At 49.7% G+C, this 26,587-nt stretch carries 24 protein-coding genes and 1 tRNA gene; 8 read left to right on the top strand and 17 right to left on the bottom strand.

Annotated elements, in window-relative coordinates:
• Positions 1-376: 376 nt before the first annotated feature.
• Complete coding sequence (locus GU926_RS11425) at positions 377-2,758, bottom strand: ribonucleoside-diphosphate reductase subunit alpha (RefSeq protein WP_160691951.1); 2,382 nt, start codon at positions 2,756-2,758, stop codon at positions 377-379.
• A 460-nt stretch (positions 2,759-3,218) separates the two neighbouring features.
• The gene (locus GU926_RS11420) at positions 3,219-4,178 is read right to left on the bottom strand and encodes a ribonucleoside-diphosphate reductase small subunit (protein WP_160691949.1); all 960 of its coding nucleotides are present in this window, start codon (positions 4,176-4,178) and stop codon (positions 3,219-3,221) included.
• A gap of 715 nt (positions 4,179-4,893) precedes the next feature.
• Between GU926_RS11420 and rplU the strand changes: the two genes are divergently transcribed.
• Positions 4,894-5,202 carry a 50S ribosomal protein L21 gene (gene rplU / locus GU926_RS11415; protein ID WP_160691947.1) on the top strand — a complete coding sequence of 103 codons (309 nt, stop codon included), beginning with the start codon at positions 4,894-4,896 and terminating at the stop codon, positions 5,200-5,202.
• A gap of 71 nt (positions 5,203-5,273) precedes the next feature.
• Positions 5,274-5,579: a 50S ribosomal protein L27 gene (gene rpmA, locus GU926_RS11410; protein WP_160691945.1), complete on the top strand. Its 306-nt coding sequence runs from the start codon at positions 5,274-5,276 to the stop codon at positions 5,577-5,579.
• A gap of 715 nt (positions 5,580-6,294) precedes the next feature.
• Here rpmA and GU926_RS11405 read toward each other — a convergent pair.
• The 8 genes from GU926_RS11405 to hemW form a co-directional block, all read right to left on the bottom strand.
• Positions 6,295-7,074, bottom strand: coding sequence for a cyclase family protein (locus GU926_RS11405; protein ID WP_160691943.1), 780 nt, complete (start codon positions 7,072-7,074; stop codon positions 6,295-6,297).
• A gap of 55 nt (positions 7,075-7,129) precedes the next feature.
• Positions 7,130-7,825, bottom strand: coding sequence for a 2'-5' RNA ligase family protein (locus GU926_RS11400; protein WP_160691941.1), 696 nt, complete (start codon positions 7,823-7,825; stop codon positions 7,130-7,132).
• Positions 7,826-7,952: 127 nt separating this feature from the next.
• Positions 7,953-9,251, bottom strand: coding sequence for a TraB/GumN family protein (locus GU926_RS11395; RefSeq protein ID WP_160691939.1), 1,299 nt, complete (start codon positions 9,249-9,251; stop codon positions 7,953-7,955).
• Positions 9,252-9,382: 131 nt separating this feature from the next.
• Positions 9,383-10,288: a LytR/AlgR family response regulator transcription factor gene (locus GU926_RS11390; protein WP_160691937.1), complete on the bottom strand. Its 906-nt coding sequence runs from the start codon at positions 10,286-10,288 to the stop codon at positions 9,383-9,385.
• A 327-nt stretch (positions 10,289-10,615) separates the two neighbouring features.
• Positions 10,616-11,191 carry a pentapeptide repeat-containing protein gene (locus GU926_RS11385; RefSeq protein WP_160691935.1) on the bottom strand — a complete coding sequence of 192 codons (576 nt, stop codon included), beginning with the start codon at positions 11,189-11,191 and terminating at the stop codon, positions 10,616-10,618.
• A gap of 194 nt (positions 11,192-11,385) precedes the next feature.
• A complete protein-coding gene (locus GU926_RS11380; RefSeq protein WP_160691933.1) occupies positions 11,386-11,700 on the bottom strand; it encodes a hypothetical protein in 315 nt (104 codons plus the stop codon).
• Between the two features lie 148 nt (positions 11,701-11,848).
• On the bottom strand, positions 11,849-12,973 hold the full coding sequence (locus GU926_RS11375) for an MBL fold metallo-hydrolase (protein ID WP_160691931.1): 1,125 nt from the start codon (positions 12,971-12,973) through the stop codon (positions 11,849-11,851).
• A gap of 457 nt (positions 12,974-13,430) precedes the next feature.
• Positions 13,431-14,582, bottom strand: a complete 1,152-nt coding sequence (gene hemW / locus GU926_RS11370) for a radical SAM family heme chaperone HemW (RefSeq protein ID WP_160691929.1) — start codon at positions 14,580-14,582, stop codon at positions 13,431-13,433.
• Between the two features lie 86 nt (positions 14,583-14,668).
• Between hemW and GU926_RS11365 the strand changes: the two genes are divergently transcribed.
• Both GU926_RS11365 and GU926_RS11360 read left to right on the top strand, forming a co-directional pair.
• The gene (locus GU926_RS11365) at positions 14,669-16,453 is read left to right on the top strand and encodes a BamA/OMP85 family outer membrane protein (RefSeq protein ID WP_160691927.1); all 1,785 of its coding nucleotides are present in this window, start codon (positions 14,669-14,671) and stop codon (positions 16,451-16,453) included.
• A gap of 73 nt (positions 16,454-16,526) precedes the next feature.
• Positions 16,527-16,603: transfer RNA gene (locus GU926_RS11360), tRNA-Met, on the top strand.
• Here the strand turns inward: GU926_RS11360 and GU926_RS18670 are convergent.
• The 5 genes from GU926_RS18670 to GU926_RS11330 form a co-directional block, all read right to left on the bottom strand.
• Positions 16,559-18,166, bottom strand: coding sequence for a recombinase family protein (locus GU926_RS18670; protein ID WP_394350780.1), 1,608 nt, complete (start codon positions 18,164-18,166; stop codon positions 16,559-16,561). The two genes, GU926_RS11360 and GU926_RS18670, sit on opposite strands and share 45 nt — an antisense overlap.
• Before the next feature lie 335 nt (positions 18,167-18,501).
• The gene (locus GU926_RS11345) at positions 18,502-19,032 is read right to left on the bottom strand and encodes a hypothetical protein (RefSeq protein WP_160691923.1); all 531 of its coding nucleotides are present in this window, start codon (positions 19,030-19,032) and stop codon (positions 18,502-18,504) included.
• 245 nt (positions 19,033-19,277) lie between these two features.
• Positions 19,278-19,463 carry a hypothetical protein gene (locus tag GU926_RS11340; protein WP_160691921.1) on the bottom strand — a complete coding sequence of 62 codons (186 nt, stop codon included), beginning with the start codon at positions 19,461-19,463 and terminating at the stop codon, positions 19,278-19,280.
• Positions 19,460-19,954: a hypothetical protein gene (locus GU926_RS11335; RefSeq protein ID WP_160691919.1), complete on the bottom strand. Its 495-nt coding sequence runs from the start codon at positions 19,952-19,954 to the stop codon at positions 19,460-19,462. Before GU926_RS11335 ends, GU926_RS11340 begins: the two co-directional genes overlap by 4 nt.
• A gap of 66 nt (positions 19,955-20,020) precedes the next feature.
• Entirely contained in the window at positions 20,021-20,542 is a 522-nt protein-coding gene (locus GU926_RS11330; protein ID WP_160691917.1) for a helix-turn-helix domain-containing protein, read from the bottom strand.
• 352 nt (positions 20,543-20,894) lie between these two features.
• On the opposite strand from GU926_RS11330, the gene GU926_RS18615 reads away from it, so the two are divergent.
• Genes GU926_RS18615 through GU926_RS11320 form a run of 3 tightly spaced genes read left to right on the top strand, consistent with a single transcriptional unit; the run spans position 20,895 to position 24,097 of the window.
• Positions 20,895-21,023 (top strand): hypothetical protein, encoded by a 129-nt coding sequence (locus tag GU926_RS18615; RefSeq protein WP_262886136.1) that lies wholly within the window; start codon positions 20,895-20,897, stop codon positions 21,021-21,023.
• Between the two features lie 16 nt (positions 21,024-21,039).
• Positions 21,040-22,263 carry an SIR2 family protein gene (locus GU926_RS11325; RefSeq protein WP_160691915.1) on the top strand — a complete coding sequence of 408 codons (1,224 nt, stop codon included), beginning with the start codon at positions 21,040-21,042 and terminating at the stop codon, positions 22,261-22,263.
• Complete coding sequence (locus tag GU926_RS11320) at positions 22,247-24,097, top strand: ATP-binding protein (protein WP_160691913.1); 1,851 nt, start codon at positions 22,247-22,249, stop codon at positions 24,095-24,097. The genes GU926_RS11325 and GU926_RS11320 overlap by 17 nt, the downstream gene beginning before the upstream one ends.
• A 398-nt stretch (positions 24,098-24,495) precedes the next feature.
• Here GU926_RS11320 and GU926_RS11315 read toward each other — a convergent pair whose 3' ends face one another.
• A complete protein-coding gene (locus GU926_RS11315) occupies positions 24,496-25,353 on the bottom strand; it encodes an IS3 family transposase (RefSeq protein WP_232058299.1) in 858 nt (285 codons plus the stop codon).
• Between the two features lie 47 nt (positions 25,354-25,400).
• Positions 25,401-25,736 carry a transposase gene (locus GU926_RS11310; RefSeq protein WP_160691848.1) on the bottom strand — a complete coding sequence of 112 codons (336 nt, stop codon included), beginning with the start codon at positions 25,734-25,736 and terminating at the stop codon, positions 25,401-25,403.
• A gap of 224 nt (positions 25,737-25,960) precedes the next feature.
• On the opposite strand from GU926_RS11310, the gene GU926_RS11305 reads away from it, so the two are divergent.
• Positions 25,961-26,374, top strand: coding sequence for a hypothetical protein (locus tag GU926_RS11305; RefSeq protein WP_160691911.1), 414 nt, complete (start codon positions 25,961-25,963; stop codon positions 26,372-26,374).
• Positions 26,375-26,587 lie beyond the last annotated feature (213 nt).

The following is a 26,587-nucleotide window of genomic DNA, read 5'->3' as shown; positions in this document are numbered from 1 at the left end:
GCACACATTTTAATGTGTGTTTTTTTGAACAGGGGTTGGAATGGCAAGCACGAATCGGCTCAATCGAAGAGAGGAATGAAAAGGTTTGGATAAGATATCAAACCTTTTACCTTTGTAACGTATAAAACAAAGCCTCCAGGATCGCTTAGATTCTGGCTTAACATGCCCAACATAGTTAAGAAAATCTGAAGAGCCGGTGTCCGTAGGAAGATGACCGGCTTTTCTGTTTCTATATACTAAATATAGTAAAAATATATTAATTGCTAATGAAATATTAGCTTTTAAATTATTGATGCTAAATAAATTAGAGTTTATTAGTTAAAGTAATTGTTTAATATAAAAAAGAGGAGGCGATTAGGCCTCCTCTTTCTGTTTCTTAGCTACCGCAAGCTTCGCAAGCGTCTGGGTTGTCCAGAGAGCAGGCCATGTCGCTTTGGTTCTGTTCCACGTTGTTGTACATAGGGGCCAGGGTTTCGGCGGCTTGTTTCTCAACGGTGAACTTGATGGCGTCTGCGGCGGCTTTGGTGCGCAGGTAGTACATACCGGTTTTCAGGCCGCGCTTCCAGCTGTGGAAGTGCATAGACGTCAGCTTCCCGAAGTTCACGTTAGACACGTGCAGGTTCAGGCTTTGGCTTTGGCAGATGTACGCGCCGCGGTCGGCAGACATGTCAATGATGGTACGCTGACTAATCTCCCACACCGTCTTGTACAGGTCTTTGATGTTCTGCGGAATGTTAGGAATGTTCTGCACAGAGCCGTTCGCCGAAATGATGGCGCTCTTCATCTGGTCATTCCACAGGTTCAAGGCAATCAGGTCATTGAGCAAGTGCTTGTTCACAATCATGAACTCGCCGCTCAACACACGGCGCACGTAGATGTTAGACGTGTAAGGCTCAAACCCTTCATTGTTGCCCAGAATCTGAGACGTTGAAGCCGTTGGCATTGGCGCTACTAGCAATGAGTTACGCACACCGTGCTCTACTACTTCCTGACGCAAGGCCTCCCAATCCCAACGACCGCTTTCTGGGGTCACGCCCCACATGTCAAACTGGAAGATACCACGGCTGATAGGTGAACCTTCAAAGGTCTCATACGGTCCTTCTACTTTGGCTAAATCCTTAGAAGCCGTCATGGCCGCAAAGTAGATGGTCTCAAAGATTTCCTTGTTCAGACGGGCGGCCTCTTCGCTCTCAAACGGCATTCTCAATAACAAGAACGCGTCTGCCAAGCCTTGTACACCCAGTCCAATTGGACGGTGGCGCATGTTAGACTTCTTGGCCTCCGGCACCGGATAGTAGTTCACGTCAATTACCTTGTTCAGGTTCTTGGTGACGGTGTAAGTGACTTCGTATAGTTTGTCGTGGTCAAATTTCTTAACCCCGTTTTCTTCTTTGATATAGCGCGGAAGGGCAAGCGAGGCCAGGTTACACACGGCAATCTCATCGGCGTCTGTGTACTCGATGATCTCAGTACACAAGTTAGAACTCTTGATGGTACCCAGGTTCTGCTGGTTAGACTTGCCGTTGGCGTGGTCCTTGAACAACATATAAGGCGTACCGGTCTCGGTCTGTGATTCTAGGATAGCGAACCACAGTTCCTGCGCCTTGATGGTTTTGCGGGCTTTGCCTTCTTTCTCGTATTTTTCATACAAACGTTCGAAGTCCTTACCCCAGGTGTCAGAAAGGCCTGGGCACTCGTTCGGGCACATTAAGCTCCAATCACCGTTGGCCTCAACGCGCTTCATGAACAAGTCTGGTGTCCAAAGAGCCAGGAACAGGTCACGGGTACGCATCTCTTCCTTGCCGTGGTTCTTTCTAAGATCCAGGAAGTCAAAGATGTCTGAGTGCCATGGCTCCAGGTAAATAGCGAAGGCGCCTTTGCGCTTTCCGCCGCCTTGGTCTACGTAGCGGGCCGTGTCATTGAACACCTTCAGCATTGGTACAAGGCCATTAGACGTACCGTTGGTGCCTTTGATGTAAGAACCCGTGGCTCTGATGTTGTGGGCCGCTAAACCAATACCACCCGCGCTCTGCGAGATCAAGGCACAGTTCTTCAAGGTATCATAGATGCCCGGAATGCTGTCCTCTTTCATGGTCAACAAGAAGCAAGAAGACAACTGCGGTTTAGGCGTACCAGCGTTGAAAAGGGTTGGCGTAGCGTGCGTGAACCACTTCTCAGACATTAAGTTGTAGGTAATAATAGCCGACTCAATATCTTCTTTGTGAATACCCACCGCCACACGCATGAGCATGTGCTGAGGACGCTCAATCACCTTGCCATGCGCGCGCAACAAGTAAGAACGCTCCAGAGTCTTGTACCCGAAGTAGTCATAGTTGTAGTCACGGTCATAGATGATGCTTGAGTCTAGCATGGCCGCGTTTTTCTTGATGATGTCAAACACGTCCTTGGCAATGAGAGAAGCATTCTCACCAGTCTTAGGATCTACATAAGTGTAGAGCTGTTTCATGGTGTTGAAGAACGACTTCTGGGTCACCTTGTGCAGGCTGGAGATGGCAATGCGCGCCGCCAGAATAGCATAGTCTGGGTGCTTGGTGGTCATAGACGCTGAGGTCTCTGCCGCCAGGTTGTCCAACTCCACGGTGGTCACGCCGTCATAAATCCCGTCAATCACCTTTTTGGCAACCTCAATAGGGCTTACAAACGACATGTTCAGGCCGTAACACAGTTTCTCTATGCGGGCCGTGATCTTATCAAACTTGACCGACTCCCTGCGGCCGTCTCTCTTTACAACTAACATACGCTACACTATATAGGTGAAAGGACGATTGGGGTCGTCCCAGATATCTATTGCCTTTCGTTCTTTAAGCGAAAGGCGGCATTTTAATATGGAATCTTCTTTGGGTTTGCCCGGCCCGTCGCCAAGCGTTTTTGTCCTACTTTCTGGAAAATAGCCCAAAAACGACTTTGGTGTTGGGTCTGCCTTCTAGGGCTGGTACTATTTTACTCGCTCGCGTCCCGCGAGTGTGGGCTACTGCCGACGTCCCGTCGCTTTAATACCCTTTTCTGGTGTTTATGCAAATTGGTCAGAGGCCATTCGTTTCTCACACTCGCGGGACGCGAGCGAGGGATATGCACCAGAGAAAACTTTTTTTGCTGTTTTTACAGCCCAACCAGCTATTGGGCGTTTTTGAACTGTTTTCGCCAAATCAGCCCAAAAACGGAAGCCGGACTGATGAATGGCGAGGTAAGGGGTTGGACTAAAAGTCTTCGTCCAGGGAGAATACGTTAGAGTCACGGTCGCTCATCACGCCAGATTTCTGGTACTCGGCCACGCGTTTCTCAAAGAAGTTGGTTTTGCCTTGCAGGGAGATTAACTCCATGAAGTCAAATGGATTGGCGGAATTGTAAATCTTGCTACAGCCCAAAGAAACTAGCAGGCGGTCAGCCACAAACTCAATGTATTGACTCATCAGTTTTGCGTTCATTCCAATCAGGTCTACCGGCAAGGCATCTGTCACAAACTCTTGCTCAATGCTCACCGCGTCTCTAATGATGCTGTGTACGCGCTCTTCTGGTAGCTTGTTTACTAACATAGAGTATAGCAGGCAGGCAAAATCGCAGTGCAATCCTTCGTCTCTGGAAATTAATTCGTTAGAGAAAGTAAGGCCTGGCATCAAGCCGCGTTTCTTCATCCAGAAGATAGAGCAGAAAGAACCAGAGAAGAAAATACCCTCTACGGCGGCGAAGGCAATCAAACGCTCGGTGAAGTCCTCAGAGTTAATCCATTTAAGCGCCCACTCGCCTTTTTTCTTCACGCATGGCACGGTCTCCAGGGCGTTGAACAGGCGGTCCTTTTCTTTCGGGTCTTTAATGTAATTGTCTATTAATAAAGAGTAAGTCTCAGAGTGGATGTTCTCCATCATAATCTGGAAACCATAGAAGCAACGCGCCTCTGGCATCTGCACCTCTTGCATGAAGTTGATGGCCAGGTTCTCGTTCACAATTCCGTCTGAGGCCGCGAAGAACGCCAGTACGTGTGAGATGAAGTGACGCTCGCCGTCATTCAGTTTCTCCCAGTCTTTGTTGTCCTGGGTCAGGTCAATCTCTTCTGCGGTCCAAAAGCTGGCTTCGGCCTGTTTGTACATCTGCCACACGGCGTCATTCTGGATGGGGAACAGGACAAAGCGGTTAGGGTTCTCTTGTAAAATAGGCTCCATAAGCGGTTACTAAAAGTGGTGAATCTATAGGTTGTGTGGAGGGTGCTTAGGATACGTTTTCCTGCAGGCACCATGGACTGTAAACCTCTAAAAGAAGGTTGGTCTGCTCCGGGTTGAGATTTCAAATATAGGGACATTTACGTTGACCGCCCCGTCACAGAGGTCTAATTTATCCATTTCTTATACCACAGTTATCCACATTATAAATGCTTGAAAACCAGTAGTTTGAAATTTTATCAAAATTAGAAAGCCCTAATATATGGAAAACTTAATAGAATGGAAGTGGTATCTTTTAGTAAAGTAGGATAGGGTTGCATCTTCCAAAAATGGGTAAATGAAGGCGTATGTAGCTACGTGAAAAAAGAAAGAAAAAATAGCACTGTGCGCTTGACATTCTCTTTTCTTTCTGTTACGTTTAGTCAGCCTTGTCACTCAGTGTCGCTCGCCGCTTTTTGTGGCTTTTAGGCTCCCTTCTTACCCGGCTGTTCAGCGCGGGCAGATTTTCTTTTGACTTGTCCACGCGTAAGTGTTTGAGTATCAATACCAATTTAGTTTATCCACATAAGTTACCCACAGGGGTTGGAAAACTTGCAAGGTGCTTAGAACCAAGAAACTAGCCTGATTTGCTTCAATTAAAAATAAAGCATCAGTAGTTGCATATATAAGCAGATGGGCTTACCTTTGCGGTTCAATTTTTTAAAATAAACGTAAGCTGATGTACGCAATTGTTGAAATCGCTGGGGTCCAGACGAAGGTAGAGAGCGGTAAGTTCTTCTACTCAAACAAGCTTTCCGGCAATGAGGGTGACGCCGTAGAGTTCGCCAATGTTCTTTTGACTGACAATGATGGTAATGTATCTTTAGGCGCTCCTTTCTTGGACGGCGTGAAAGTGACTGGAACTATCCAGGGCCACTCTAAAGCTGACAAAGTAATCATCTTCAAGAAGAAAAGAAGAAAAGGCTACAAGAAGAAAAACGGTCACCGTCAGCAGTTCACCAAAGTGTTGATCAACACAATTGGTTAATTGCCAGAAAGGGAAGTAAAATTATTGTAGAACCTATTCCCGGTATTTTCCGGGGTTAACATAGACTAGAAATGGCTCACAAAAAAGGTGTCGGTAGTTCTAACAACGGCCGCGAATCTCATTCCAAACGCCTAGGCGTTAAAATCTTCGGTGGCCAAGCCATCATTGCAGGTAACATCATCGTGCGTCAGCGCGGTACTGCTCACCACCCAGGCGCTAACGTAGGTATTGGTAAAGACCATACCTTGTTTGCTTTGACAGATGGTGTTGTTTCTTTCAGAAAAGGCGTGAAGAACCGTTCTTACGTATCTGTTCTTCCAAGAGAAGTAGAAGCTTCTAAAGTATCTACTACTCCTTCTGAAGAAGTAACTGCCTAAGCAACCCCTAGCCGAAAGGTTAGATATAGATTTCAAGAAAGCCAATCCTTATGGATTGGCTTTCTTTGTTTTACAGCATTCCGTTTTTGGCTTGTTTTCTGAGAATTAGGCTGAAAACGGTTGTTGGCGCAGACGCTCGCAGGTCCTGCCGGACGCTACGAGGTCTTGGCTAGTCCTGAGTCTAGAGTCGCGAGTCTTGAGTCATAATAGATTCCCGCCCGCAGGGCAATGAAGGCATCGCAATGCCTCTGCTAGCAACCCACTTGCCCTTGACCTCGGCAACAGAGCTTGTTCAATTTAAGGCTCTGTTGCCGAGGGAGAAAGCAGTGGCTTTCCAATTGGCAGAGGCGTAAGCTTACGATGAAACAGATAGCTTCTCACGGTGCATAACTGTGAAGAAAAGACTGTCCGAGCGTTCAGCGAGTTTCTTTTCTTCTTGATTCTTTTGGTTACTTTTCTCATCAAGGAGAAAAGTGACAAACTCAGGCTGGAAGTAAAAAAGAGGAAATTAGAAAAAACGGGATTGGGAGTCTAAGGCAGAATTAAGAAAATCAGATAAAGTAAACACCCTCTACAGAGCTATGCTCGGTGCCTCAAACTCTCGTTTGGGCAATCCTCAAGGGGAGAATCCGCGTTTAGTAAAGGACGTTGGGGTAGGAAATAATGCGCAGAACTATCCAAGTATCCTCTATCCATTCAAAGGGAGACAAAGAAATTAACTATCAGCTAATGGCGTCAAGGCATACAACACCGGCTTGCTAGGGCTGGCATCCAACACCAAACTAGTCACCTGTAAATTCAACAGATACAAACCATCCACCACCGCATCCGGCACAAAAATCAATTCCGTGATAGTAGAAGCAACCCGAGTGGCGGCTGGATACTGCCAGAAGGCATGATGCGCCAACAACTCCCCACCATCTTCTTCTCTATCCACTGAAGGCAAATCTAACAACAGATGCTCCACGCCATTGTCTGCTAGAAAGTGAGCCAAGGCTGGTTCTATATAAGTGGGATTAGTCCCCGAGTATTGTGCGGTGCGCTTAGTGTCTATATTCGGCAAGGTGCGCAACACCAGCGCCTCGGGTAGGTTCTCCAAAGACAACCGGGAAATCACATCCTCCGCCAACACCACTAAATCACCATTCTCCTGCCGCTGCGGCATGACAGAAACCACTTGCGTTACAAACAGAAACCGGGTCAGGCATTTGTCTAGGGTGGCGGCTGGGTCTGGTGAGATATGGCCATAGCACTCGGTATGGGTGCCGTTGCCGTGCGGCGTAAGATGCACACGCTGGTAATTGGTGGAACCGCCCAAGGCCACACTGCCCACAAAGCTCCCTACCGTGATGGTATCTACCTGCACAGGCTCGGCCCAAAAGCAATTCACGTTGTCAGAGCCGGCTCGCAACTGCAAAGAAATATCCAAAGGCTGAAGCGGATTGAATTGGTAGGCTTGACTTTTGTAGGTGATGGTGGCGGTAGCTGAAAGCATAGCAGGCGTTTTTGGGCTGTTTTCGCTAAAATAAGCCAAAAACGACAAACCTGTATTACAACCTAAAAGTAGCCAATGCTTGAGTGTTGCTGGCCCGCTGGTACCAATCATTATAGACCAGTTCTACCTGGTCCACAGTGAAAATGCCAAAGCCTATAGTTCTAAAATTCTCCAACTGTTCCAGAAAGGCATCTGGGTGTTGCAATGGCGCCTGAAACCGAAGCACCGTGCTATGCGCCGTCTGAATGGTGTAGCGCTGGTCAATGGTATGGTGCAGGCCCAAATTCTTAAACGCCGTTCTCAGCTTCTCCCGCAGTTGCTGCAGACCCTCACCATCCGGAAAGCCTTGCACCATGATACAAGACGGTGAAGCTGTGATGCCTTTAAAATGAACAGTGAAAGGACCTATGTCTTGAAGAGCTTCTCTAATAACTTGGATATAGTCTTCTTGTGGAATAGAGCCTAATTTAAAGTTTGGAGAGCAGGATATTATAGAAAGCAAGGTGATGTGTAAGTCACTGGCTGGGTAGAAATACTGCATGGGCTCTACTGCTTTTAAACTCTGCAACAGTTGAAGGATTTGTGCTTGCACCTCAGCATTGGGCCGAGTCAGTAACGTAATGCCTCTTCTGGTATCTGGAACCGTGTCAGCTAGAAATGGGTCTATTTCAAAATGACCCCGGGCAAACTCCTGCCGGGCGTGTTGCCAGAGAGAGTCATACTGTTCAGAAAGCGATAGTGGCTGAGGCATTTGTTAGGCGCTACAAATAAGAGGCGATTCGTTTTTGGGCTGTTTCCGCTAAAATAACCTAAAAACGGAAAATCAGAAGCTAGGCGTTTCACCCTTGCTTCTGATTCCTGTCTACTTCGCTAATAGCTTAAAGTTGTTTCAGTTCTACTGGCGTAGTGGCCCGTGAGTTGCGCACCAAGCAGATGTATTGGAAGACATCGGCAAGGCCCGTGTTTGCTTGCTTGAAGGCGATGCTCTGGTTGGGCATCAAGACTTTGAAACTAGCCAAACGCTCTGAGTTTTTGTAAGGCGTGCCGGGTGCGTTGGTCTTGAACAGCGTCATGGAGTTTTCTTTAGTCACGGCGCGCAAATCCTTAATGCCGTTCACAAACACCAGCGGGCCGTCATTGTTAGACATGGTGGTATTCACGAAGCGCTGTCCCTTAGACACAAACGAGGGCATTGTGGCGGTGGGCATCATGCTTTCGCTGTCCAGGGTGTAAACGCCAATAGAAACGGCCTTGTTCTTGAACGGCGAGCTGGCATGTTGTAGTAGATAGGCAAACGGCGTGCCGCGCTCCACCTGCACCGGGATGGCATGGAACATGCCCCACATGCCGTAGAATTTCTCTTTCTGCAGACCTTTGCTCTGCACCAGCGTGTTCAGATTCAAGTACATGACGCTATCGCGCTTGGTTCTGTCTGTGTAGTAGACGGCGTTCTGCAAAGTATGGCGTAATTCGAAGCCAAGGCTGGCGCTGTCTTTCGTGATGAGCTGTTTGGCTAGGCTGGTCAGGGCGTCTGTGTCTAAACTGTCTGAAGAGGTAAGTAAGCGCAGGCTGTTCTGCAGTGGGTTCTGGCTTGCCGGAAGCGTGGCCACCAACTCCTTTAAATGACGGTGCAGGGCTTCTGGGTCTTGGATGCGGTCTACACCCATAATGGAAACGCGCTGGGCTTCTGGTAGGATCTGGTTGTAGGCGCGTATCTTCTTAATCTTGTTCATGAAGTCTTGGTTGCCCCACTGCGCGTTCAGACGGGCCCAGAACTGAAACACTACATCCAGGTTCTTCTCGTCGCCGGTCAGTAAATATTGGTTCAGATAATGGGCCTGGCTGTAGTCTACCTCGGCTAAGTAATAGCGCATGTTCACCTTTTGGTTCAGATGTTTTACCAAGGCAAAATCAAGTTCCTGCGGCTTGGCGGTACCGTGGGCTTCGCCTAGAAAAAATATCTGGTTTTGGTAAAACGCGCTGTCAAAGATAGAGAAGGCGGGGTCCTGCGCTGGCGTGATTTCTTCTTTGTATTTGGCCAGGTACGCTTGGTGCGGCGTGCTTTCTCCGCCCACGGCCACTAGCCTATAGGAGAAGTAACCAACAGCGGCCAAAACTACCAGAACAACAGGAGTCAAGACTACAAACAGGGCAATTCTTTTCAGTGCTTTTTTCATGACGAGGTTTGGTTAATCGTTTCGTCAAAAGTACGGGGCGGTAGAATGCGCCGCTGGGCAATGGGGCGAAAGGGGCCGTTTTTGGGGCTATAGGCACGGTTTGGGGCGAATGGTAAGGCCTGGCGGGGTGATTAGCTGGCTACGAAGAATGATTTCACCACACTGCTGGATGCTCGGGCCACCGGCACCGTCTGCCCTGTCTGCGCGAAGTGAAGCTTATACCCTTGCGCATTGCCCGACACGTTCTGAACCCGGTCCAGATTCACCAGATAAGACCTATGGCAACGCACCACTTCGAGCTGGGTGATTTGATTCTCTAATCTGCTCAGGCTACTGCGCAACAGGTGTTTTTGCAAGGCGTTGTTCTGAAGGTAGAAGACCGTGCAGTAATTGTCACTCGCTTCAATGTACAAGAGGTGCGCGGCTTCTAAGGTGAGCGTGTCTTTTCCGTTTTCAGCGATGAGCGTGATGTGCGTGTTGGTTGGCTCTTGTTCAGTTGGTGTTGAGATATTTTGAACAGGGCTCTCCACCGCCAACGGCGCGACAACCGGTTCTTCTTTTCTAACTAGTGAAATGGGGCGGTATTTCTGCAAGAGGTACAGATACATGATGAGCACAATTAGGATAGCCGGCACCAAGCCCATCATGAAAGCCACTAGAATCATGTAGCTGATTTGCGGCAGCGAGAACGGCATAATGCCCATGGCCGCGCCATACACCGTGCTCAGGAAACCACCCGTCACAAAATGCACCAGGTTCCAAAGAATCTCCTTGCCCACGTTCCAACGGCTCTCATGGAAGAAAGCAGGCGCCATCCTCCTGAAGCCATAGAAGTTGAGAAACACCGAGAACGCCGCCACCAACCCATACCCTGACAAGACCAGGTTCTTGGTAGGCGAATGCCAGTTATACGACCCAAACGGCTGAAACACCACCAAGCAGAACGCTATCATGGCACCAAACAGCAGGGAAAGCCCCAGCGTCTTTGACAGGTTCAGTTCACTTACCGGGAAAGGCTGTTTGAAAAACGAAAGCATGGGGCACACGGCTAAAGTTCAAGGCAATCTTGCAAATAGAAAGATACACAGATTTTGCCAAGCCCGAAAACACGCGTGAGTTTCATTCTGGGTACTTACTGGGTGAAAAACAACCACTCGCCCTTGCTGTGTGTTATCACCAGCAAGCGGATTAGCCCATGTGTTTAGATTGTTGATGATAACACCAACAATGGCGGCTTTTATTACTTTAACTTCAGCCTTGCAAAATAGAGTTATGGGTTATGTTGAAATGAACAACAAGAACCTTCACTTTTTAGAAAGGCGTTTTTGGTCTAGTTTCCAGAAAACAGGCCAAAAACGAAGTCACTACTGCTTAATGCTGATATCGTATTTGGCCAGCAAGCCCAAGGCGCCTTGGGTAGAGAACTTGGCTTTCTTAATGCGATTCACTTCGGGGTCCAGGGTATAATTGTAAGCCGAGTAGAAGTCTGCCTTCTCTAGATTGGTGTTCTGGAAGACGGTTCTGAGTAAGTCGCAGTCGGCAAACTTGGCTTCGGTGAGGTCTGTGTCGGTGAAGTTGGCTTCTTTGATGCTACAGCCAGTGAACTTGGTCTTCTTGAAATTCTTCCGCCCGAAAAAAGCGTAGTCCAGAGAGCAGTTGGTAAACTCAACGCTCAGCAGAAAGTCATGGCACCCGCTAAAGTCCACGCCCATGATTTTGCAATGTGAGAACGTGACGTCCTGCAGTTTGGCGCCATTCAGTTTGATGTTGCTCAGGTTGCAGTGCTCAAACAGGCACTCCAAGAAGCTGTTGTTAGAAAGGTCTGTATTGGAGAAATCGCAGTTCTTGAACGTGCACCCGTCAAACTCCCTCCCCGAAATGGCTTGGTTGGTATAGTCGATGCCCGCAAATTCCTTGTTCTGGTGCAGAATGTCTTTCATGGCGTAAACTTCTGCAGAAGTTACGAAAAACAAGATTTGTTTTTGGCCAATTTATTTATTGGTAGGGTGAGAGCATCTTCCAATAAAAGCAAGTGCTCATGCCTGACCCTAATCATTTAAGTTGTATGAGTCAAACACGAGCACTTGCCAAACAGATTGTCCATCTAATGCCATGAACAATCCTGTAAACTAGATTACTTCTGAGGGGCAAGTACTTTCGGTAATGAGTCTGAGGCAGGAGTCGCCAAAGGCGCGAACATAGCATGGCCGGCCAGATTATCCAGACGCGGGAAGGGCGAGATAGTACTGGTGTCAGGCACTGCTGAAGGAGCGGCCGTACTTTCTACCAATGAGCTAACAGGTGCAGATGGTTTTAAGGAGGAGATGAAATACAAACCACCAAGCAGTAGAAGCAATAGACAGGCCAAGCCAGCTAACAAAACAGAACTGGCTTTTCTTGGGCTACGGGGAGCGGAAGCAAGCGGATGGGCATTGGTTGCAGTTTCCATAAGTAGAAAAGGTTAGTTTCTCTTAGGATGCTTCTACCGGCCATTTTCCATATTTCTTGACTGTCAATTACTGCATAATTCAGCAAAATAACCTTGCCGTTTTTAGCCTAGTTTCTGTAAAACAAGCCAAAAACGGCAAGTGCTTTATTTATTGAATGCCCTTCCACCACAGCTCCTGCGGCAAAGTGCCGGTGGGTTCCCAGCGATGACCTATGATGGGCGTAGCCATCTGAATGTTGAGTTGCTTAGCGGCTTTGCTCAGGCGTCTGATGGGCTCTTGCCACGTGTGCAGGGCCAGGGAGAAAGCGCCCCAGTGCGTAGGCATCAGGACTTTTCCTTTCAGGTCTACATGGGCCTGAGCGGTTTCTTCGGGCATCATGTGGATGTATTTCCAAGCCTTGTTGTACTGACCGCATTCCAGCATGGTCACATCAAACGGTCCGTACTTCTCACCAATCTCTTTAAAATGCGTGTCATAGCCCGAGTCTCCGCCGAAGTACACCGAGTTGGTAGCCGACTTCAACACCCAGGAGCACCAAAGCGTCTTGTCCCGGTCGCTTAAGCCCCGGCCTGAGAAATGACGAGCTGGCGTGGCGGCAAGCGTAAGACCTTCATAAATAGCAGTCTCCCACCAGTCCAGTTCCGTGATTTTATTCGGATCTACGCCCCACTTCACCAGATGCGCAGCTACGCCTAATGGCACGAAGAAGTGTTTGGTCTTGCCCTTCAGCTTCTCAATGGTACCGTGGTCCAGGTGGTCATAATGGTCGTGCGACAGCAACACGATGTCCAAAGTCGGCAGGTCTTCAATCTTGATAGGCAAGTCCTTGTTGAACCGCTTAGACCCGATGAATGAAACCGGCGAGGCGCGCTGTCCCAGCATGGGGTCCGCGAAGATGCGCTTGCCCCCAATCTCAATCAGCACCGCCGAATGCCCAAACCACGTAATCACAGGCGTCTGGCTGGGTGTTGTCGGAAAGTCATTTGGTTTCAAGTTGACCATAGGCAAGGCGTTTTCTGGCGAGGAGCCGTCTACGCCGGTAAAGAACTTATAGAAGATTTTAACCTTGTCCAGCAACGGCGACTCGTCCATCATGGGCGTGTGGGATGCGTTCTGGAACTTGCCGTTTTTAAAGTTCGGGGACTTCTGGATTCTGTCCAGGCTCTGGCCTTGAGCTGTGGCTCCAAACGTAGGCGCGAAGGACACAAACAGACCGCCGCCCAAAGCAATGGCCCCAATAATGGAAAGAAGGATGAGCATAAATTTCTTCATGGGATAGAGTCTCAAAGGTATAACCTCTGAGCGCATAAAATGATTAGCGGTATCTTATTGGATACCAGAATGTAAGAGGAGGCTCGTTTTTGGTCTGTTTTCTGGGAAATAGGCCAAAAAAGATATTCATTCATAAGGCATTATAACGAAAGCTGTACAAGTTAAAGGAGGCCTTTACTAAATGCGGATTCTCCCCTTGAGGGGAGCGTAGAGGGGTGTCTGTGTCTGCTGGTCTTGAGGTTTCCATTTACACCTTATGTAGAAAAGGCTTTCCGAAAACCTTTTAATGTATTCACGAAAATAAAAGTCTTTGCTCTCCTTTGTAAACACCCCTCTACGCTCCCCTCAAGGGGAGAATCTGCGTTTGGGTTGCTGTATAGCATTTTGAAAGTGATTGATTGCCTGCTGTGGTTTTTGGCTCAATTCACCATAAAACAAGCCGAAAAACGAATGACGGCTACTCTGTTTCTTCGGCCTCTTCTGGCAACAAAAATAAATCTAGGGCAATTTCATCGGCGAGCAGTTTTCCGGCCTCGGTGAGGAGGAGCGTTTGGTTCTCTATGCGTAGCAGACCCTTGGTTTTAATTTTAGCTAAGTACTCTGCGTGCAAGGCCAGTAAGTCCATACCCCATTTCTGTTGCACGTATTGCGTGTCACAGCCCCAGCTGGTGCGCAAAGTGGTCATGACGAATTCATTCACGCGGTCCTCTACAGACAGCTCCTCTACGGTGCAAGGCAGTTGGCCTAGCTTTAAGGCTTCTACATATTGCGGGTTGTGCGCTTTGTTAAACTGCCTACTCACGCCGTTGAAGGAGTGCGCACTTGGCCCGATACCTAAGTACGGGACCTGCCGCCAGTAACTGCTGTTGTGCCTGCTCTCAAAGCCGGGCTGGCAGAAGTTAGAGATTTCATAGTGCAGGAAACCGTGGTTTTTGGCTTCGGTCATGAGCAACTCAAACTGCTGGGCCACGCGCTCTTCCTCGGCAGGCGTGAATTTCCCTTTCTTAAGCCGATGCCCCAATACGGTGTTGGGTTCAATGGTCAAGGCGTAGCAAGACAGGTGCTGTACGTTCAAGGCGAAAGCTTTGGCCAGGTCCTGTTCCCACAGCGCTTCGTCTTCCGCCGGAATGCCATAGATTAAATCCAGAGAAATGTTGTCAAAGCCGAGGCTCTTCGCTAGCGTGATGCATTCCACGGCTTCTTGGGCAGAGTGGGGACGGTTCATGAGTTGCAAGTGTGGGTCATGGAACGACTGCACGCCAATGCTCAACCGGTTGATGGGCGTTTGCCGTAAGGCCAGTAGTTTCTCGGGCGTCAGGTCGTCTGGGTTGGCCTCCAGAGTAATCTCGGCGTCTGGTGTGACGGTGTGCAACTGGTAAATGGCATCCAGCAGTCCCTGAATCTCGGGTACCGACAAGATGGACGGCGTGCCACCCCCAAAGTAAATGGTTTGGATGATTTCGCCCTGTAAGTAATCTTTCTGCAGATGCAGTTCTTGGTGCATGGCCTGCAAGACGGCTTCTTTTAAACCCAGCGAAGTGCTAAAGTGGAAGTCGCAGTAATGGCAGGCTTGTTTACAAAAAGGGATGTGAAGATAAATTCCGGCCAAAATGCGTTATAGGTAAAATGAATGATACATAGGACTGATTTGCACGGTTGCCCCGGCAAGCAGTACCTTGGTAAACAATGAAATGGATGGCAAGTTCCCACAGGGTAAGCAACATGCGCAGGCAAAGTTATAGAATTATAGCGGTGCTGGCTCTGTGTTGGGGATTCTCTGGTGCTTTACTAGCCCAAAACCGCCTGAAACTAAGAGTGGTGGCCCCTACGCCCGAAGCCGCCAACGTCTGGGAACGCCGTCCCCCCAAACTGCAGGTGCAGGATTCACTGGCCCTCAGACAAGAACTCAAAACCTGGCTCACGCAAATACAAGAGGAAGGCTACCTCACGGCGTCCATAGATTCTTTTCATGTGAAGAAAGACTCTTTGACAGTGCACGTCTTTACCGGCGGACAATATCAATGGGCTTCTTTGAAAAACGGCAACGTAGGCGAAGGCCTGCTGGAGAAAGTGGGCTTCAGGGAAAAGCTCTACCGCGGCACGCCTTTGCGCCCGGCAGAGTTTGCTCGTCTGCAAAACGCATTAATCCGTGAAGCTGAGAACATCGGGCGTCCTTTTGCGCAGGTCAGGCTGGATTCTCTAGTGGTGGAAGATGATAAGATTCAGGCTACGTTGCGGGTGGTGCGTGGGCCTTTGATGCTCATTGACTCGGTGCAGATTGTGGGGAACGCCAGAATTCAGCAGAATGCCCTCTATAGATTCACCCAACTATCTCCCGGTCAGCCTTTCTCCCAACAACGCATTGATGAAGCGGTGCGCGCCCTGCGGCAACTGCCTTTTGTGCGGGTAGTGGGTCCGCCGCAGGTTTTGTTCGCCAAAAATCAGGCGCGCGTGTATTTCTTTCTGGAGGAGAAAAAAGCCAACCAGTTTGACGGCATCATCGGGTTCCTGCCCGACCCCAACGCCCAAAGCGCCAAACTGCTCATTACCGGTGAAGTGAACCTACAGGTGCGTAACCTGCGCGGCAGTGGCAAGCAGATTGGTCTGCACTGGCGCAAGGTAGACCGCAACTCCCAGTTGCTAGACGCTGAGTATCGGCATCCTAATCTCTTCAATTCACCGCTGGAAATAGCCGCGCAGTTTCACTTATACAAGCAGGATACCTCGTTCCTGAATCTTCGGCCGCGGGTAGAGGTGGCCTATCCTTTGTCCACTACCAGTCGGGTTACGTTCTTCACTGAGATTCTGAGCACCCAGATGCTTTCTGCCGAGGTCATTAAGCGCCAACGCAATGACTCTTCAGCCATTGATGCCAACTTCACGTCTTATGGCCTTTCTTATAACTGGAACAGCCTGGATGATTTGTTCTTCCCGCGCCGGGGCATGCAGGTGTTTTTGCAGGGCGCAGTCGGTACAAAACGCATTCAACGCAATGCACGGGTGGAAGCCAGCTATTATGATACCCTGCAATTGCGCACGTCACAGTTCAGCTTGGCTATCAGGCTAGAGCGTTACTGGCCCGTCTCCAAGAATGCGGTCTTGCTCACCCGCCTAAAAGGCGAGGCACTCTTGAACGAACGACTGTACTTGAATGAGCTCTTTAGGTTGGGCGGTCTTTCTTCTCTGCGCGGTTTTGATGACTATGCGTTCTATGCCTCTTCTTATGCGGTGAGTACGCTGGAGTACAGACTGTACACGGGTCTGGATTCTTACGTGTTTCTACTGTATGACCAAGGCTACCTGCGCCGAGATTTGCCCCAAGATACCCTGGCGCAGTGGGCAAGCGGCGTGGGCGGCGGAATTAGTTTCTCCACTGGCGCAGGAATTTTTCAACTGGTGTATTCGGTGGGACGCACTGCCAATGAACCATTTACCTTGCAACGGTCTAAAATTCACTTCGGGATTACGGGCCGTTTCTAGCCTGATTGCGTAAAAACTTAGAAAGAGTGTTTGGAGGGTATAGAAAAACCTCTTACATTTGTATTACAAACAGTGCGGGATGGAGCAGTTGGTAGCTCGTTGGGCTCATAACCCAAAGGTCACAGGTTCGAGTCCTGTTCCCGCTACCCAAGAGGACAAATCAGTTTTATTACTGGTTTGTCCTTTTTCTTTTATCCCTATTTTGGCTGACAATGAGGCGATTAGGAAGAAAATCGCATTCACCCGATGGGTTCGATAACCGTCCATTTCTTTGTCATACAGCACACCTTCCGGAAACACTAGCTTCTGCAGCTTCTGGCGTTGGTGGTAACTACCAGAAACCCACATAGAGCCTATCTCAGAGCACATTTTCACCGCAAACCTCAGGTATTTTTGCAGGTTCGATAATTTTATTTGCTCTGCCGGGAGCTTTCCCTCCAGTTGCTTCTTCTCCAGTCTCAGCTTCTGGGTGAACTTCTCGTACTGGTCCTTGTTGATCTCCTCCAAAAGAACGAAGCGCTCCTCCAGTTTCTCCAACTGTTGGTCAATGGTTTTGAGGTGCGCTTTGGTGTGCTTCAACTCGTCCTCCTTTTGCTGGTTCATCTCTTGGAAGACGTCCAGTAGCCGCTGGGTCATGGGCTCATGCAGGTCGCTTTCCAGCTGGAAGCCGTTAAGCACTTCCTCGTATCTGGCGTGCATCTGCCGGGCACCTCTGTTTACCTTACACCCAATCTTGTTGCACTTGTAGTAGAAGATGCCCTTTTTCTTTACCTCATAACCAGTCATGTGGGTGCCGCAGGACGCGCAACGAATAAAGTTTCTCAACGGCAGGCGGTTGTCATATTTCTTGGTGGTATAGCCGCTATTGTTCTCTGCCTGGATCTGATTGATCTGAAAAAAGACTTTCTGGCTGATCAGCTTCTCATGCTTTCCCTCCACCACTTCGCCTTCCAGTAGATTATGGGAAAGGATGCCGCAGTAGAAGGGGTTCCTAAAAATTTCTGTTAGTCGTTGCTTGGAGAGGGTGAACCCCATGGATTCCAGCTTTTCCAAAATTTCCACATTGGAGAGACGCTGCTCCGCCTTCCATTGGAATGCTTTGCGGAGTAGCTTGCCTTTCTCATTCACTACTATTTGCTGCTGCCCTTTATTGGTGAGCTGATCGTACCCAATGGGCACTCTGGTGGGCCATTCGCCCCGCTTCAGCTTCTCCAGCATGCCGGCCATGCACTTCTCGCGTCGCTGGGTGTTGTCGAACTCGCTGAAGAGGAACTGGATGTTTTGCTGGAACTTGCCCGAGGCCGTGGCCGTATTGGTCTCCTGCATCACCGAGCGGATGGAGATGTTGTTCTGCTGAAGCTCCTTGGCGATGTGGATGGCATTAGCGCCCGAGCGAGAGAAGCGGTCGGGGCTGTAGATGATGATGCTCGCGATCTGCTCCTTGGATTTTTTCACAAAGGAGAGCATGCGGTTGAACTCCTTTCGCTCGTCGGTCTTGGCGCTCTCGTAGGTGCCCCCGAAGTACTCGACCACCTCTAGCCCGTTCTTGAGGGCAAAGGCGTCGCAGTACTTTCGCTGGGTGGCTAGGCTCTGGTTGTTCTCGGCCTGCTCCTTGGTGGAGACGCGGGTGTAGACCACCACCTTGTTGCTGTGCTTCCGGCTCTGGCTCTTTCCAGCTTTGGCAAAGGCCTTGAATGAATTTAGATTAGCCATGTCGTTTTAATCTGAATTTGATATTCCTAAGGTGTTCTTCTTTTTATATTTTGTCATCAACCTGGCTCTCTGTGTACAGCTCATAGCATAGCTGGGCGAGGAGAGACAAACTTTCAAATATTTCCTCTGCCTCCTTGTCGCTAAGGTTTTGCAGGCCGGGGTATGTTTTGAGGGTGTGTGGGGTGAGTGGTTTCTGTTTTACAGTTGTTGCCTTCACGGAAATCGGTGGGTTTCCGCATGCGTCTGAGATATTCAGTAAGGATGCCTGTCTTTCTAATTGGGCCTGAGGTATGCAGTGCCAGTACTATTCTTAGCTACTTTGGGAGATACAGCCTCTAATATCTTTTCCTGTGGGTGTAAGTGTAGGATGCCTTGCGCTGGCCGGGCAGTCCGATGAGGCTGACGGCGTCCGCAGTTCCTGTCGTCTGGCCTACCAGGCGGTGCAGCTCCTGGGGCGAGGCCACGCCCGACTCCACGGTGAGCAGATCCCAGCGGTGGGTGCCGCCCTTCTTGGGCTTGACCACCTGCACCTCTCTGTAGGCGGGCTCGTTCACGGCGGCAAGCAGGGCCAGCTCGGCCTCGCTAACCAACGTCTGCAGACTGCCCTGGTAACTGTGGGCCTGGTTCCCAAAGAGCTGATTGGCCATGGAAAGGAGCGGGAAGCTCACGCACCCACCTGCCGGGTGAGAGTGGCCGCTTCCATGGGAGACCAGCTGGATCCTGCCTTCACGAGTGACTTGCAAGAGGAGCTCACTGTCCGTTCCCAAGGCCTCCTCCAGGTAGAGGTCAAGCAATGCCATTTCGGCGTACAAAAGCCTGCCCCCGCTACAGGGAAGTTCTATGCCTTCTACTTCTACTTTAGCCATCAGTAATTTTCCGACAGCGTAGACCACCTGGGAGGGGAAGCAGTAGCGCGCCAGCTCGGCCATCACCGCTACGCACAGACCCTCGGCCAGGGTGAGGAGCCCGCTGCAGGGGATGCCGATGCCAAGGCCGAGTGCCTCCAGTTGGGCTATGTCACCCGTAGATGGCGTTACCCGACGGGCAGCTAGGGTCATAGGCAGCTCATGCCGGATGTAGGCGGGTCGGTTCGGTGCCGATGTTTCCGTCTTCACACCCATGTAGTCTTTCTGTCCTTCTTCCCTTTCTCCAGGATGAGCCAGGTCAGGGCCAGGGCCAAGAGGAAGAGGATAGCAACGATGTATAGTTTGTTTTGGCCCCTTTGCCGGGGCGGGGCGATGGGCAGGGCGCTCAGGTCCGCCAAGGGCCATTCCACTAGTGTGTAGGTACCTGTCATGGTCTCAATGGTTTGAATTCTTGGATGGTCACTTGCTTCCCCTCCAGGCGGTAGCCCAGGCCGAAGACGCAGAAGTACTGCGCGCCGTCTAACCAGGCGATGTGGGTGTTGAAGTTGAAGTCAAAGCCCCTTGCTTTTAACGCGTCCTGAGTCACAGCCTCCCCTTTTCCGTGCGCCTCGGCAAGGACTGCAAAATTTCTGCGCAGGGTTTGGAGCACGCTGCCGGCATCGCCCTCTTGCCAGGCGGTCTGTTTTTCCAGGGCGGCTAATCTCTGATTCAGGTCCCGGTTCTCCCGGAGCGTCAGATCCAGCTGGTTTGAGACGCTCTCCGAGGCCTGGTGGGCGCCGGCCAGGATGCCAGCCCCGTGCTGGGCCAGGCTGACGCCGAGCGCCGCCGCCTCATCGGACAGTTTTCGCTTGAGCTCGGCCGGGACCCTGAGGGTGATGGGCAGGCCGTATAGCTCTGCCGCTTCTTTCGTGTGCTCTTTCATTTTGGTTGGGTTTAGGTGGATTGAATGTGTTATCGGTTTCACTATTTAATGACTGACCTTTCAGGTTTATTTCTTCTTGGCGGATGGGTGGAGCCTGCCGAAGATGGCCTGCGCCTTGAAGAGCTCGTGCTCCCGGTAGGGTTCCAGCAGGGCGAAGTCCGGGGTGGTGTTCTCGCCGTTGAGCAGGCGCCCGATGCCCGGCAGCTCGAAGAGCCGGTGGCCCGGCTGCGGGTGGCCCTGCGCCTCGTCCTCCCGCACCATCTGGGAGAGCAGCTCGAGCAGGAAGCGCTCGGTCTCCCGCTGCATCCTCCCTATCTGCGCCTCCCGGTTCCTTAGCTGCTCGGAGAGGGCGCTGTGGCGGTCCTCCCGGTTCACCTTCTCCTCCAGGGTCTCGAAGGTGGCCAGCTCCTCCACGGTCATCCCGAATAGCCTCGCCAGGGTCTCTATCCTTTCCGGGGAGAAGGCGACGTCCCCCTTCTCCATCCGGCTCAGGTTGCCCTTGGTCATGCCCAGCTCCTCGGCCACGGCCTCCTGGGTCAGGCCCCGCGCCTTGCGCGCGGCCTTGATCTTTGTATTGATTCCGTCCATGGCGTAAAGTTTGAAAACGTTTTTATATTTATTGCTATATGTTGTAAAAAAAATAAATAAGTTTTTAGGAGTTTGGCCCATGGCAGGGTGTAATAGCTAGGTTACAAATTGTAGTAACTGCTTTTCACTTTGTCTTGCCGACTCTACAAAATGTGGTGTGAACAATACAATTTGTATCGGTTTATATACAGGAGATTAAGGCGTGTGAACCACTGATTCAAGGGATGTGGAATCAGGGTTGCGTTAAGAATGACAAATGCATTAAGAAGACCCATGAGAGCTGGGACAAATGTTTTCTCTGAGGTATTTCTTAAAATGCATTACATTAACTAAGAGGGAAAATTCGCCGCCCATGTCGGAGAAGAACAGAGGTCACTCCATCGCCATAGACCAATTTATACACCGTTGGAAATACTCTGGCGCCTCTGAGTGGGCCAACTACCAACTGAACCTGTTGCGCAAAACAGAGCAGGACCAGTAGGTCAAATAAGTATAGTATGTCAAATGACTATAAGAAGATTGAACCCGAAAAATATAGAATGCAAGATTTCGAGATACTGGTAGAGGAACTGAAAAAGCACCTTGACTCTCCAAGACAGAATTGGCTATTAGGAGCTGGTATTAGCTTCAAGTCAAACATACCCTTGATGTTCCCCCTAACTTACAGGGTTGAAGAAATCATAGAGAATGATGGAACAGAAAAGGGTAAAGAGATTTATCATACATTAACCGCCGATCTTGATGAGGATTGCCACATCGAACATTATCTAAGCCATCTTGGTGACTTGATCGCCCTTTCTGAGCGTTCAAAAGATAAAGCCGCCATCATCTGCGATAAAAAGTTCTCCTCTGAGGAGCTTCGTGAAATGCACCGGACAATTGTTGCGGCTATAGGTCAAACGGTGCGTTTCGGATACTCTAAGGATACGGATGCACTCATAGGCACACCAGAAAAGCCAATCGTCGAAATCGCCCATCACCTTGATTTCGTAAGAGCCCTATTTAAGAACCGGGCCAATTTAGAAAGTAGGTCAAGGCTGTCATTTTTTACAACCAATTATGACACGCTTTTGGAGGATGCCTTGGCAATAGAAAGGAAAGTTGTGATCGACGGTTTCTCAGGAGGTGCAGTGGGGTTTTGGAATCCCAACCAGGAGTTCAAGAGGGTCGAAGATAAGCAACTTATGTGCGGAGTTTACAAGCTGCATGGGTCAATTGATTGGCATTGTGATAAGGAGCATGGCCTGGTTAGGGTGCGGTACGGCACAAAGTATCTACCTGATATGTCTGACATAATGATCTACCCTCAGGCTACCAAGTATGTGGAGACCCAGAAGGATCCATTCGCGTTTCTCTTTGAGCGGTTCAGGAGGTCATTGAATTCCACCCAAGACAATGTCCTTGTAACCTGCGGCTATAGTTTTGGTGATGACCACATTAATTCAGAAATAGAATCCGCGCTGAGGATTAGGGGCAACAGGACTACATTGCTGGCTTTTTCTGAAGAGGCTCCCAAAGAGGGCATAGTCATCAATAGGACGCTTGACCGCTGGCTCAAAGATGAAGAGTTCGGTAGCCGAATCTATGTAGCTGGAAAGGATGGAATATACCATCACTCAACGGCACCCGCCAAGGCTGGAACTTCAGAACAACTCTTATGGTGGACCTTTAATGGAATGACCAATTTCTTAGCAACTGGAGAATATGAAAAGGCTATTTGAAGCAAGACCGGACCTTCGCATCGGGAAGATAATCGAGGTCAACGGTAGCGCGATACGGATTGAACTTGATGTAAAGATAACGGAGCTAACCCGCTCTGTGGATGGTAAGGTTTACCCGGTTGGGCAGATTGGGAGCATTATAAAAGTACATTTTGGCCGTAAGATCCTGTTCGCTTATGTAAGAATGCTTCGTATGCGCTCAGACATAATTGCTGAGGAAGGCAGTACTGCGATATCCACAGATGACGATACTAGGGTGCTTGAGGCAGATCTTTTCGGACAGGGCCTATGGAGTCTTAAAGATTCTCGTCTTTCCTTCTCAAGAGGAGTGGAAACCTATCCTCTCCCTCTGCAGAGCGCCTTCTTATGCCTTAACGGGGAGCTTGAAGCTGTCTTTCAGGCTGCAGAGCAGTCTTCAAATAAAGACACTGCGAGCCCACTGGTACCAATCGGGCATTACATCGGGGGGAATAACGCCGTTTGTAGAGCAAACATTGATAAGCTTTTCGGCCATCACTGCGCCATCCTTGGTTCTACAGGATCGGGAAAATCAGGAACGGTTGCCTCTATTCTTCATTCGGTACTGGAACACACACATGGGGATAAGGCTGTGAACCCCAAAATCGTAATTATTGACCCACATGGTGAGTACGCTGCAGCCTTTGGTGATAAGGCAAGGGTTTACAGGGCCTATAACGATGTAGGAAATGGAGACGGAAATGCGAAACTGCTTAAGCTTCCATACTGGCTGATGTCAAGTGACGAGCTCAGGTCGCTATTCATTGGGAAAACTGAATTCGAAGCCACTGCACAAAACAACATTGTCTACCAAGCACTCACTTATGCGAGGATGCTGCATTGTGGCTTGGTACAAAACGTTGGGGAAGATCCAATGGGTGAGGCGGCAGATAATATTCCTGCCGTTGGAGTTGAAGCGAATCAAATCCTGAACTTCGACAGGGATAAACCTATCCCGTTCCTTTTGTCTGAGTTCGTAAAGCACATCGATAAAATTCAAGGCCGAAAAGCTCTTACACTTCAGAACCTTGCTGCCAGCTCAGGAAGAGATAAAATTGAGAGTATTCTGAAAAAACTTAAGGTCTTAAGGTCAAACCCCCAGCTATCTTTCATTTTGGACGAATATGCTCCGGATGATGCTTCATTGGATTCCATCCTGGCTCAGTTTGTTGGTGGGGAGGATGGCAAGAACCTTCGTATTATTGATATTTCTGGCTTGCCGAATGAAGTGGCAGGCACCCTTACCGCATTGATTTCTAGGTTACTATTCCAGTATAAGCTTTGGCAGACAAGAGAGGAAAGAAAGTCGGATCCATTACTCTTTGTGTGCGAGGAGGCTCACCGCTATGTGCCTAATTATGGGGAAGCCCAGTATAAAGAGGCCCAAGAAGCAGTGAGAAGGATTGCAAAAGAGGGGAGGAAGTATGGCCTAGGTTTGATGCTGGTCTCGCAGCGGCCTTCAGATGTGGAGTCCACGGTTCTTTCTCAGTGCAACTCATGGCTGATCCTGCGCTTGACTAATTCAAATGACCAGGAGCACGTGGCGAAGTTTCTCCCTGACAGCCTACTTGGCTTGACAAAGATGCTCTCCTCATTAACAAGAAGGGAGGCCATATTTGTGGGAGAGGCCGCAGCCTTGCCGAGCCGCATAAGGATCAACAACCTTACAAAAGAAAAACTACCCGATTCCCATGATATTAGTTTTGTGGAGGGGTGGCTCAATAAAGATAATAGCACTGAATCGTTGAAAGGAATTACTGAAAGATGGGTAAGGCAAATTGAAATAAGAAGTATGGAAAAAACACCTTCAGCTTGACGTTACAGATGGGGAGGGCTTAGTATTCTCAACATAGGGTCAAAAATAGCTCAGCTTTTATTCTACTTGTGAATGTCTCATTTACTCTGTACCATAAACTTAAATCAGCTTTGATTTATGAGACGCTTATAAAAGACAGGTCAGATGCCTCTAATACACATAGCAATGAAATTTAATCTTGCCTCATAAAACGGCCGTTTTCCGAGACAAATGTTAGGGAGATGGATTTCTTGACTCGTCCTGAAAAAAGTTGACAGTTTACACTGTTAATCCTACCCTGGGTTGACAGGGACTAATTAATCCTGCCACTCCTTTACACCTTATACCAGGAAGGACAAACATGGGTTTTGAAGTGCTCCTACTCCTCAGTTTGTACCTTAAATAAAACCTTGGGGCTATTACACAGATGCCTGCTTTTCACTGTTGGCAGTATGATAGTTCTTCCAATGCCTTCTAAGCTCCCCTTCTCTGCCGTGCGCATCCGCCGGCGTGAGCATGTCCACGCTTAAATGCGGACGCTGGTGATTGTATATGCTTATCGCCGTGGCAACGGCCGACTGTGCTTCTTGGAATGTTGGATATGTCCTTTCCAGAAGCTCTTCTTTTAAGATGCCATTCACGCGTTCCGCCAATGCATTCTCCAGCGGATCGCCGCTCTGTGTCATGGAGATGGCAATTCCTTTTTCCTTCAGCAGCTTGACATACCCTTGGCTGCAGTATTGCAAGCCCCTGTCAGAATGGTGAATGAGGTAGTCTTGCTGTAGCCAGGCAGTGAGTGCCATTTCCAAAGCCCTAATACACCCTGAGGCGGCAAGGTTGGTACTAAGAAAGAAGCCGACGATCTTGCGGCTGTAAGCGTCGGTGACCAGGCTCAGGTAAGCAAAGCCTTCTTCCAACGGGATGTAGGTAATATCGCTGACCCACAGCTGTCCCGCGGCCCTGGGCACGAAACCAGCGGCCAGATTGGGGTACTTGCGCAGCCAATGACTGGAGAATGTGGTCTGGGGTTTCGAACGCCTACGCTTCCTGACCAGTAGGCCGCGCTCACTTAGAAGCTTAAAAAAGGCATCCCTGCCGATTTGTATACCGTGGGCAGTCATAAAGGGGGACATCATCGCCAGCATCTTGCGCGCGCCTATCCGCTTTTGGCCGCGCCGGATACGAAGCACCTCGTGTATGAGCAGATCCTCCTGCAGGGCCTCCTGCTGTCTTGTTTTGATGTGCTGGTAATACGCCTGTCTGCTGTAACCAAACAATGAGCAAAGCACTCCAACTACTTGGAAGGGCGTCCTTTGCTCTACTCTCAGGATTGCTTGGTGCCAGACTTTTTTAGAATGGGAACCCCAAGCTCCTCCTCGGCGATGAGGATCGCCTCCTGCAGCGCCTGGTTGTAGAGCCGGGCCTTGCGTAGCTCCGACTGAAGGGTCTCGACATTGTTAGGCAGCCTGTCCGTGGGCAACTCCCGCAGTAGCCTGGCTCTTCTGTATTTGGATGGTTTCTTCATGCGCCCTTGGTATTCTTTTACCCAGCGGTGCAGGCTTCGGTGATCAACCCCACATCGGTCGGCCACTTCCCGGTAGCTCAGCCCGGAGGTCAGGTACTCAGCTACAATACGTTCTTTTAATGCTTTGTCCTTCATCTTGTTGACTTTTTTGTCAACCTATTTCAGGACTAGACAAGTACAACTATCTCCAAAGAGACTAGCTATTCCTGCATGAACCTGGAGAAAGTGAAACAATGTACTGTAGGTTCCGATGACTAGCACTAGACCTGAGACCACAATCTCCCAATGTTACTTGAGGCTGGAATTATTCCCTAATCCTGAATTGCACGGCAGTTTTACAAACTGCATCTTTGCTGCATATGATACTCTTCCAGAACCGACTGATTGTCCTTGAATACAGACCAGGCACGGACGTGCTGTCCGTGGACTGGCCGAGCGTGAGCGCGTATGACCTGACGGAGGTGGAGCGGTCCCTCAGCACGCTGGTGGAGTACATCACGAACTACGACGTGAAGAGGCTCCTGATTGACAGCACCAAGGCCGTCATCTCCCCGGACCTGGACATGGTGGAGTACCAGGCCATCGTCACGGAGTTCGCCTATAAACTCCAGAAGACCCGCCTGCAGAAGTCCGCCCGCATCATGCACGCCGACCTGGCGAGGGAGGCCACCTCCCAGCAGATAAGCGAGGACATCTCCAGGAAGGCGAGGCTGACGGTGGAGAACCGCAACTTCACCGACAAGGCCGAGGCCCTGGCCTGGCTAACCGCCTAGCAACTCCTGCGTACAAGGCAGTGTGCCAACTAGGGGGCTGTCTCCGTCTGGGTTTCGCTGAACTGTCCCCATTCTGGGACGGCCCTCAAATCCCCAAACCATTGGGTTAAAAGCCTTTTGTCCTCTTGGGTCATTCCTGTGGCCCAAATAAAACCCTTCAGGTATTCGCTAACCATATCTGCCTTATCACTCCTAAATCTAAAAACCCATTAG

The organism is Nibribacter ruber (assembly GCF_009913235.1).
Taxonomy (GTDB): Bacteria; Bacteroidota; Bacteroidia; order Cytophagales; family Hymenobacteraceae; genus Nibribacter; species Nibribacter ruber.
Note: the sequence above shows the minus strand (reverse complement) of the source record. Positions and strands in the feature narration are given on the sequence as shown.

What these genes read in the sequence shown, in the direction of transcription:
- GU926_RS11425 (WP_160691951.1), bottom strand. Translation starts at nt 2,758, where the DNA reads ATGTTAGTTGTAAAGAGAGACGGCCGCAGGGAGTCGGTCAAGTTTGAT.
- GU926_RS11420 (WP_160691949.1), bottom strand. Translation starts at nt 4,178, where the DNA reads ATGGAGCCTATTTTACAAGAGAACCCTAACCGCTTTGTCCTGTTCCCC.
- rplU (WP_160691947.1), top strand. Translation starts at nt 4,894, where the DNA reads ATGTACGCAATTGTTGAAATCGCTGGGGTCCAGACGAAGGTAGAGAGC.
- rpmA (WP_160691945.1), top strand. Translation starts at nt 5,274, where the DNA reads ATGGCTCACAAAAAAGGTGTCGGTAGTTCTAACAACGGCCGCGAATCT.
- GU926_RS11405 (WP_160691943.1), bottom strand. Translation starts at nt 7,074, where the DNA reads ATGCTTTCAGCTACCGCCACCATCACCTACAAAAGTCAAGCCTACCAA.
- GU926_RS11400 (WP_160691941.1), bottom strand. Translation starts at nt 7,825, where the DNA reads ATGCCTCAGCCACTATCGCTTTCTGAACAGTATGACTCTCTCTGGCAA.
- GU926_RS11395 (WP_160691939.1), bottom strand. Translation starts at nt 9,251, where the DNA reads ATGAAAAAAGCACTGAAAAGAATTGCCCTGTTTGTAGTCTTGACTCCT.
- GU926_RS11390 (WP_160691937.1), bottom strand. Translation starts at nt 10,288, where the DNA reads ATGCTTTCGTTTTTCAAACAGCCTTTCCCGGTAAGTGAACTGAACCTG.
- GU926_RS11385 (WP_160691935.1), bottom strand. Translation starts at nt 11,191, where the DNA reads ATGAAAGACATTCTGCACCAGAACAAGGAATTTGCGGGCATCGACTAT.
- GU926_RS11380 (WP_160691933.1), bottom strand. Translation starts at nt 11,700, where the DNA reads ATGGAAACTGCAACCAATGCCCATCCGCTTGCTTCCGCTCCCCGTAGC.
- GU926_RS11375 (WP_160691931.1), bottom strand. Translation starts at nt 12,973, where the DNA reads ATGAAGAAATTTATGCTCATCCTTCTTTCCATTATTGGGGCCATTGCT.
- GU926_RS11365 (WP_160691927.1), top strand. Translation starts at nt 14,669, where the DNA reads ATGGCAAGTTCCCACAGGGTAAGCAACATGCGCAGGCAAAGTTATAGA.
- GU926_RS18670 (WP_394350780.1), bottom strand. Translation starts at nt 18,166, where the DNA reads ATGGCTAATCTAAATTCATTCAAGGCCTTTGCCAAAGCTGGAAAGAGC.
- GU926_RS11345 (WP_160691923.1), bottom strand. Translation starts at nt 19,032, where the DNA reads ATGGCTAAAGTAGAAGTAGAAGGCATAGAACTTCCCTGTAGCGGGGGC.
- GU926_RS11340 (WP_160691921.1), bottom strand. Translation starts at nt 19,463, where the DNA reads ATGACAGGTACCTACACACTAGTGGAATGGCCCTTGGCGGACCTGAGC.
- GU926_RS11335 (WP_160691919.1), bottom strand. Translation starts at nt 19,954, where the DNA reads ATGAAAGAGCACACGAAAGAAGCGGCAGAGCTATACGGCCTGCCCATC.
- GU926_RS11330 (WP_160691917.1), bottom strand. Translation starts at nt 20,542, where the DNA reads ATGGACGGAATCAATACAAAGATCAAGGCCGCGCGCAAGGCGCGGGGC.
- GU926_RS18615 (WP_262886136.1), top strand. Translation starts at nt 20,895, where the DNA reads ATGTCGGAGAAGAACAGAGGTCACTCCATCGCCATAGACCAATTTATA.
- GU926_RS11325 (WP_160691915.1), top strand. Translation starts at nt 21,040, where the DNA reads ATGTCAAATGACTATAAGAAGATTGAACCCGAAAAATATAGAATGCAA.
- GU926_RS11320 (WP_160691913.1), top strand. Translation starts at nt 22,247, where the DNA reads ATGAAAAGGCTATTTGAAGCAAGACCGGACCTTCGCATCGGGAAGATA.
- GU926_RS11310 (WP_160691848.1), bottom strand. Translation starts at nt 25,736, where the DNA reads ATGAAGGACAAAGCATTAAAAGAACGTATTGTAGCTGAGTACCTGACC.
- GU926_RS11305 (WP_160691911.1), top strand. Translation starts at nt 25,961, where the DNA reads ATGATACTCTTCCAGAACCGACTGATTGTCCTTGAATACAGACCAGGC.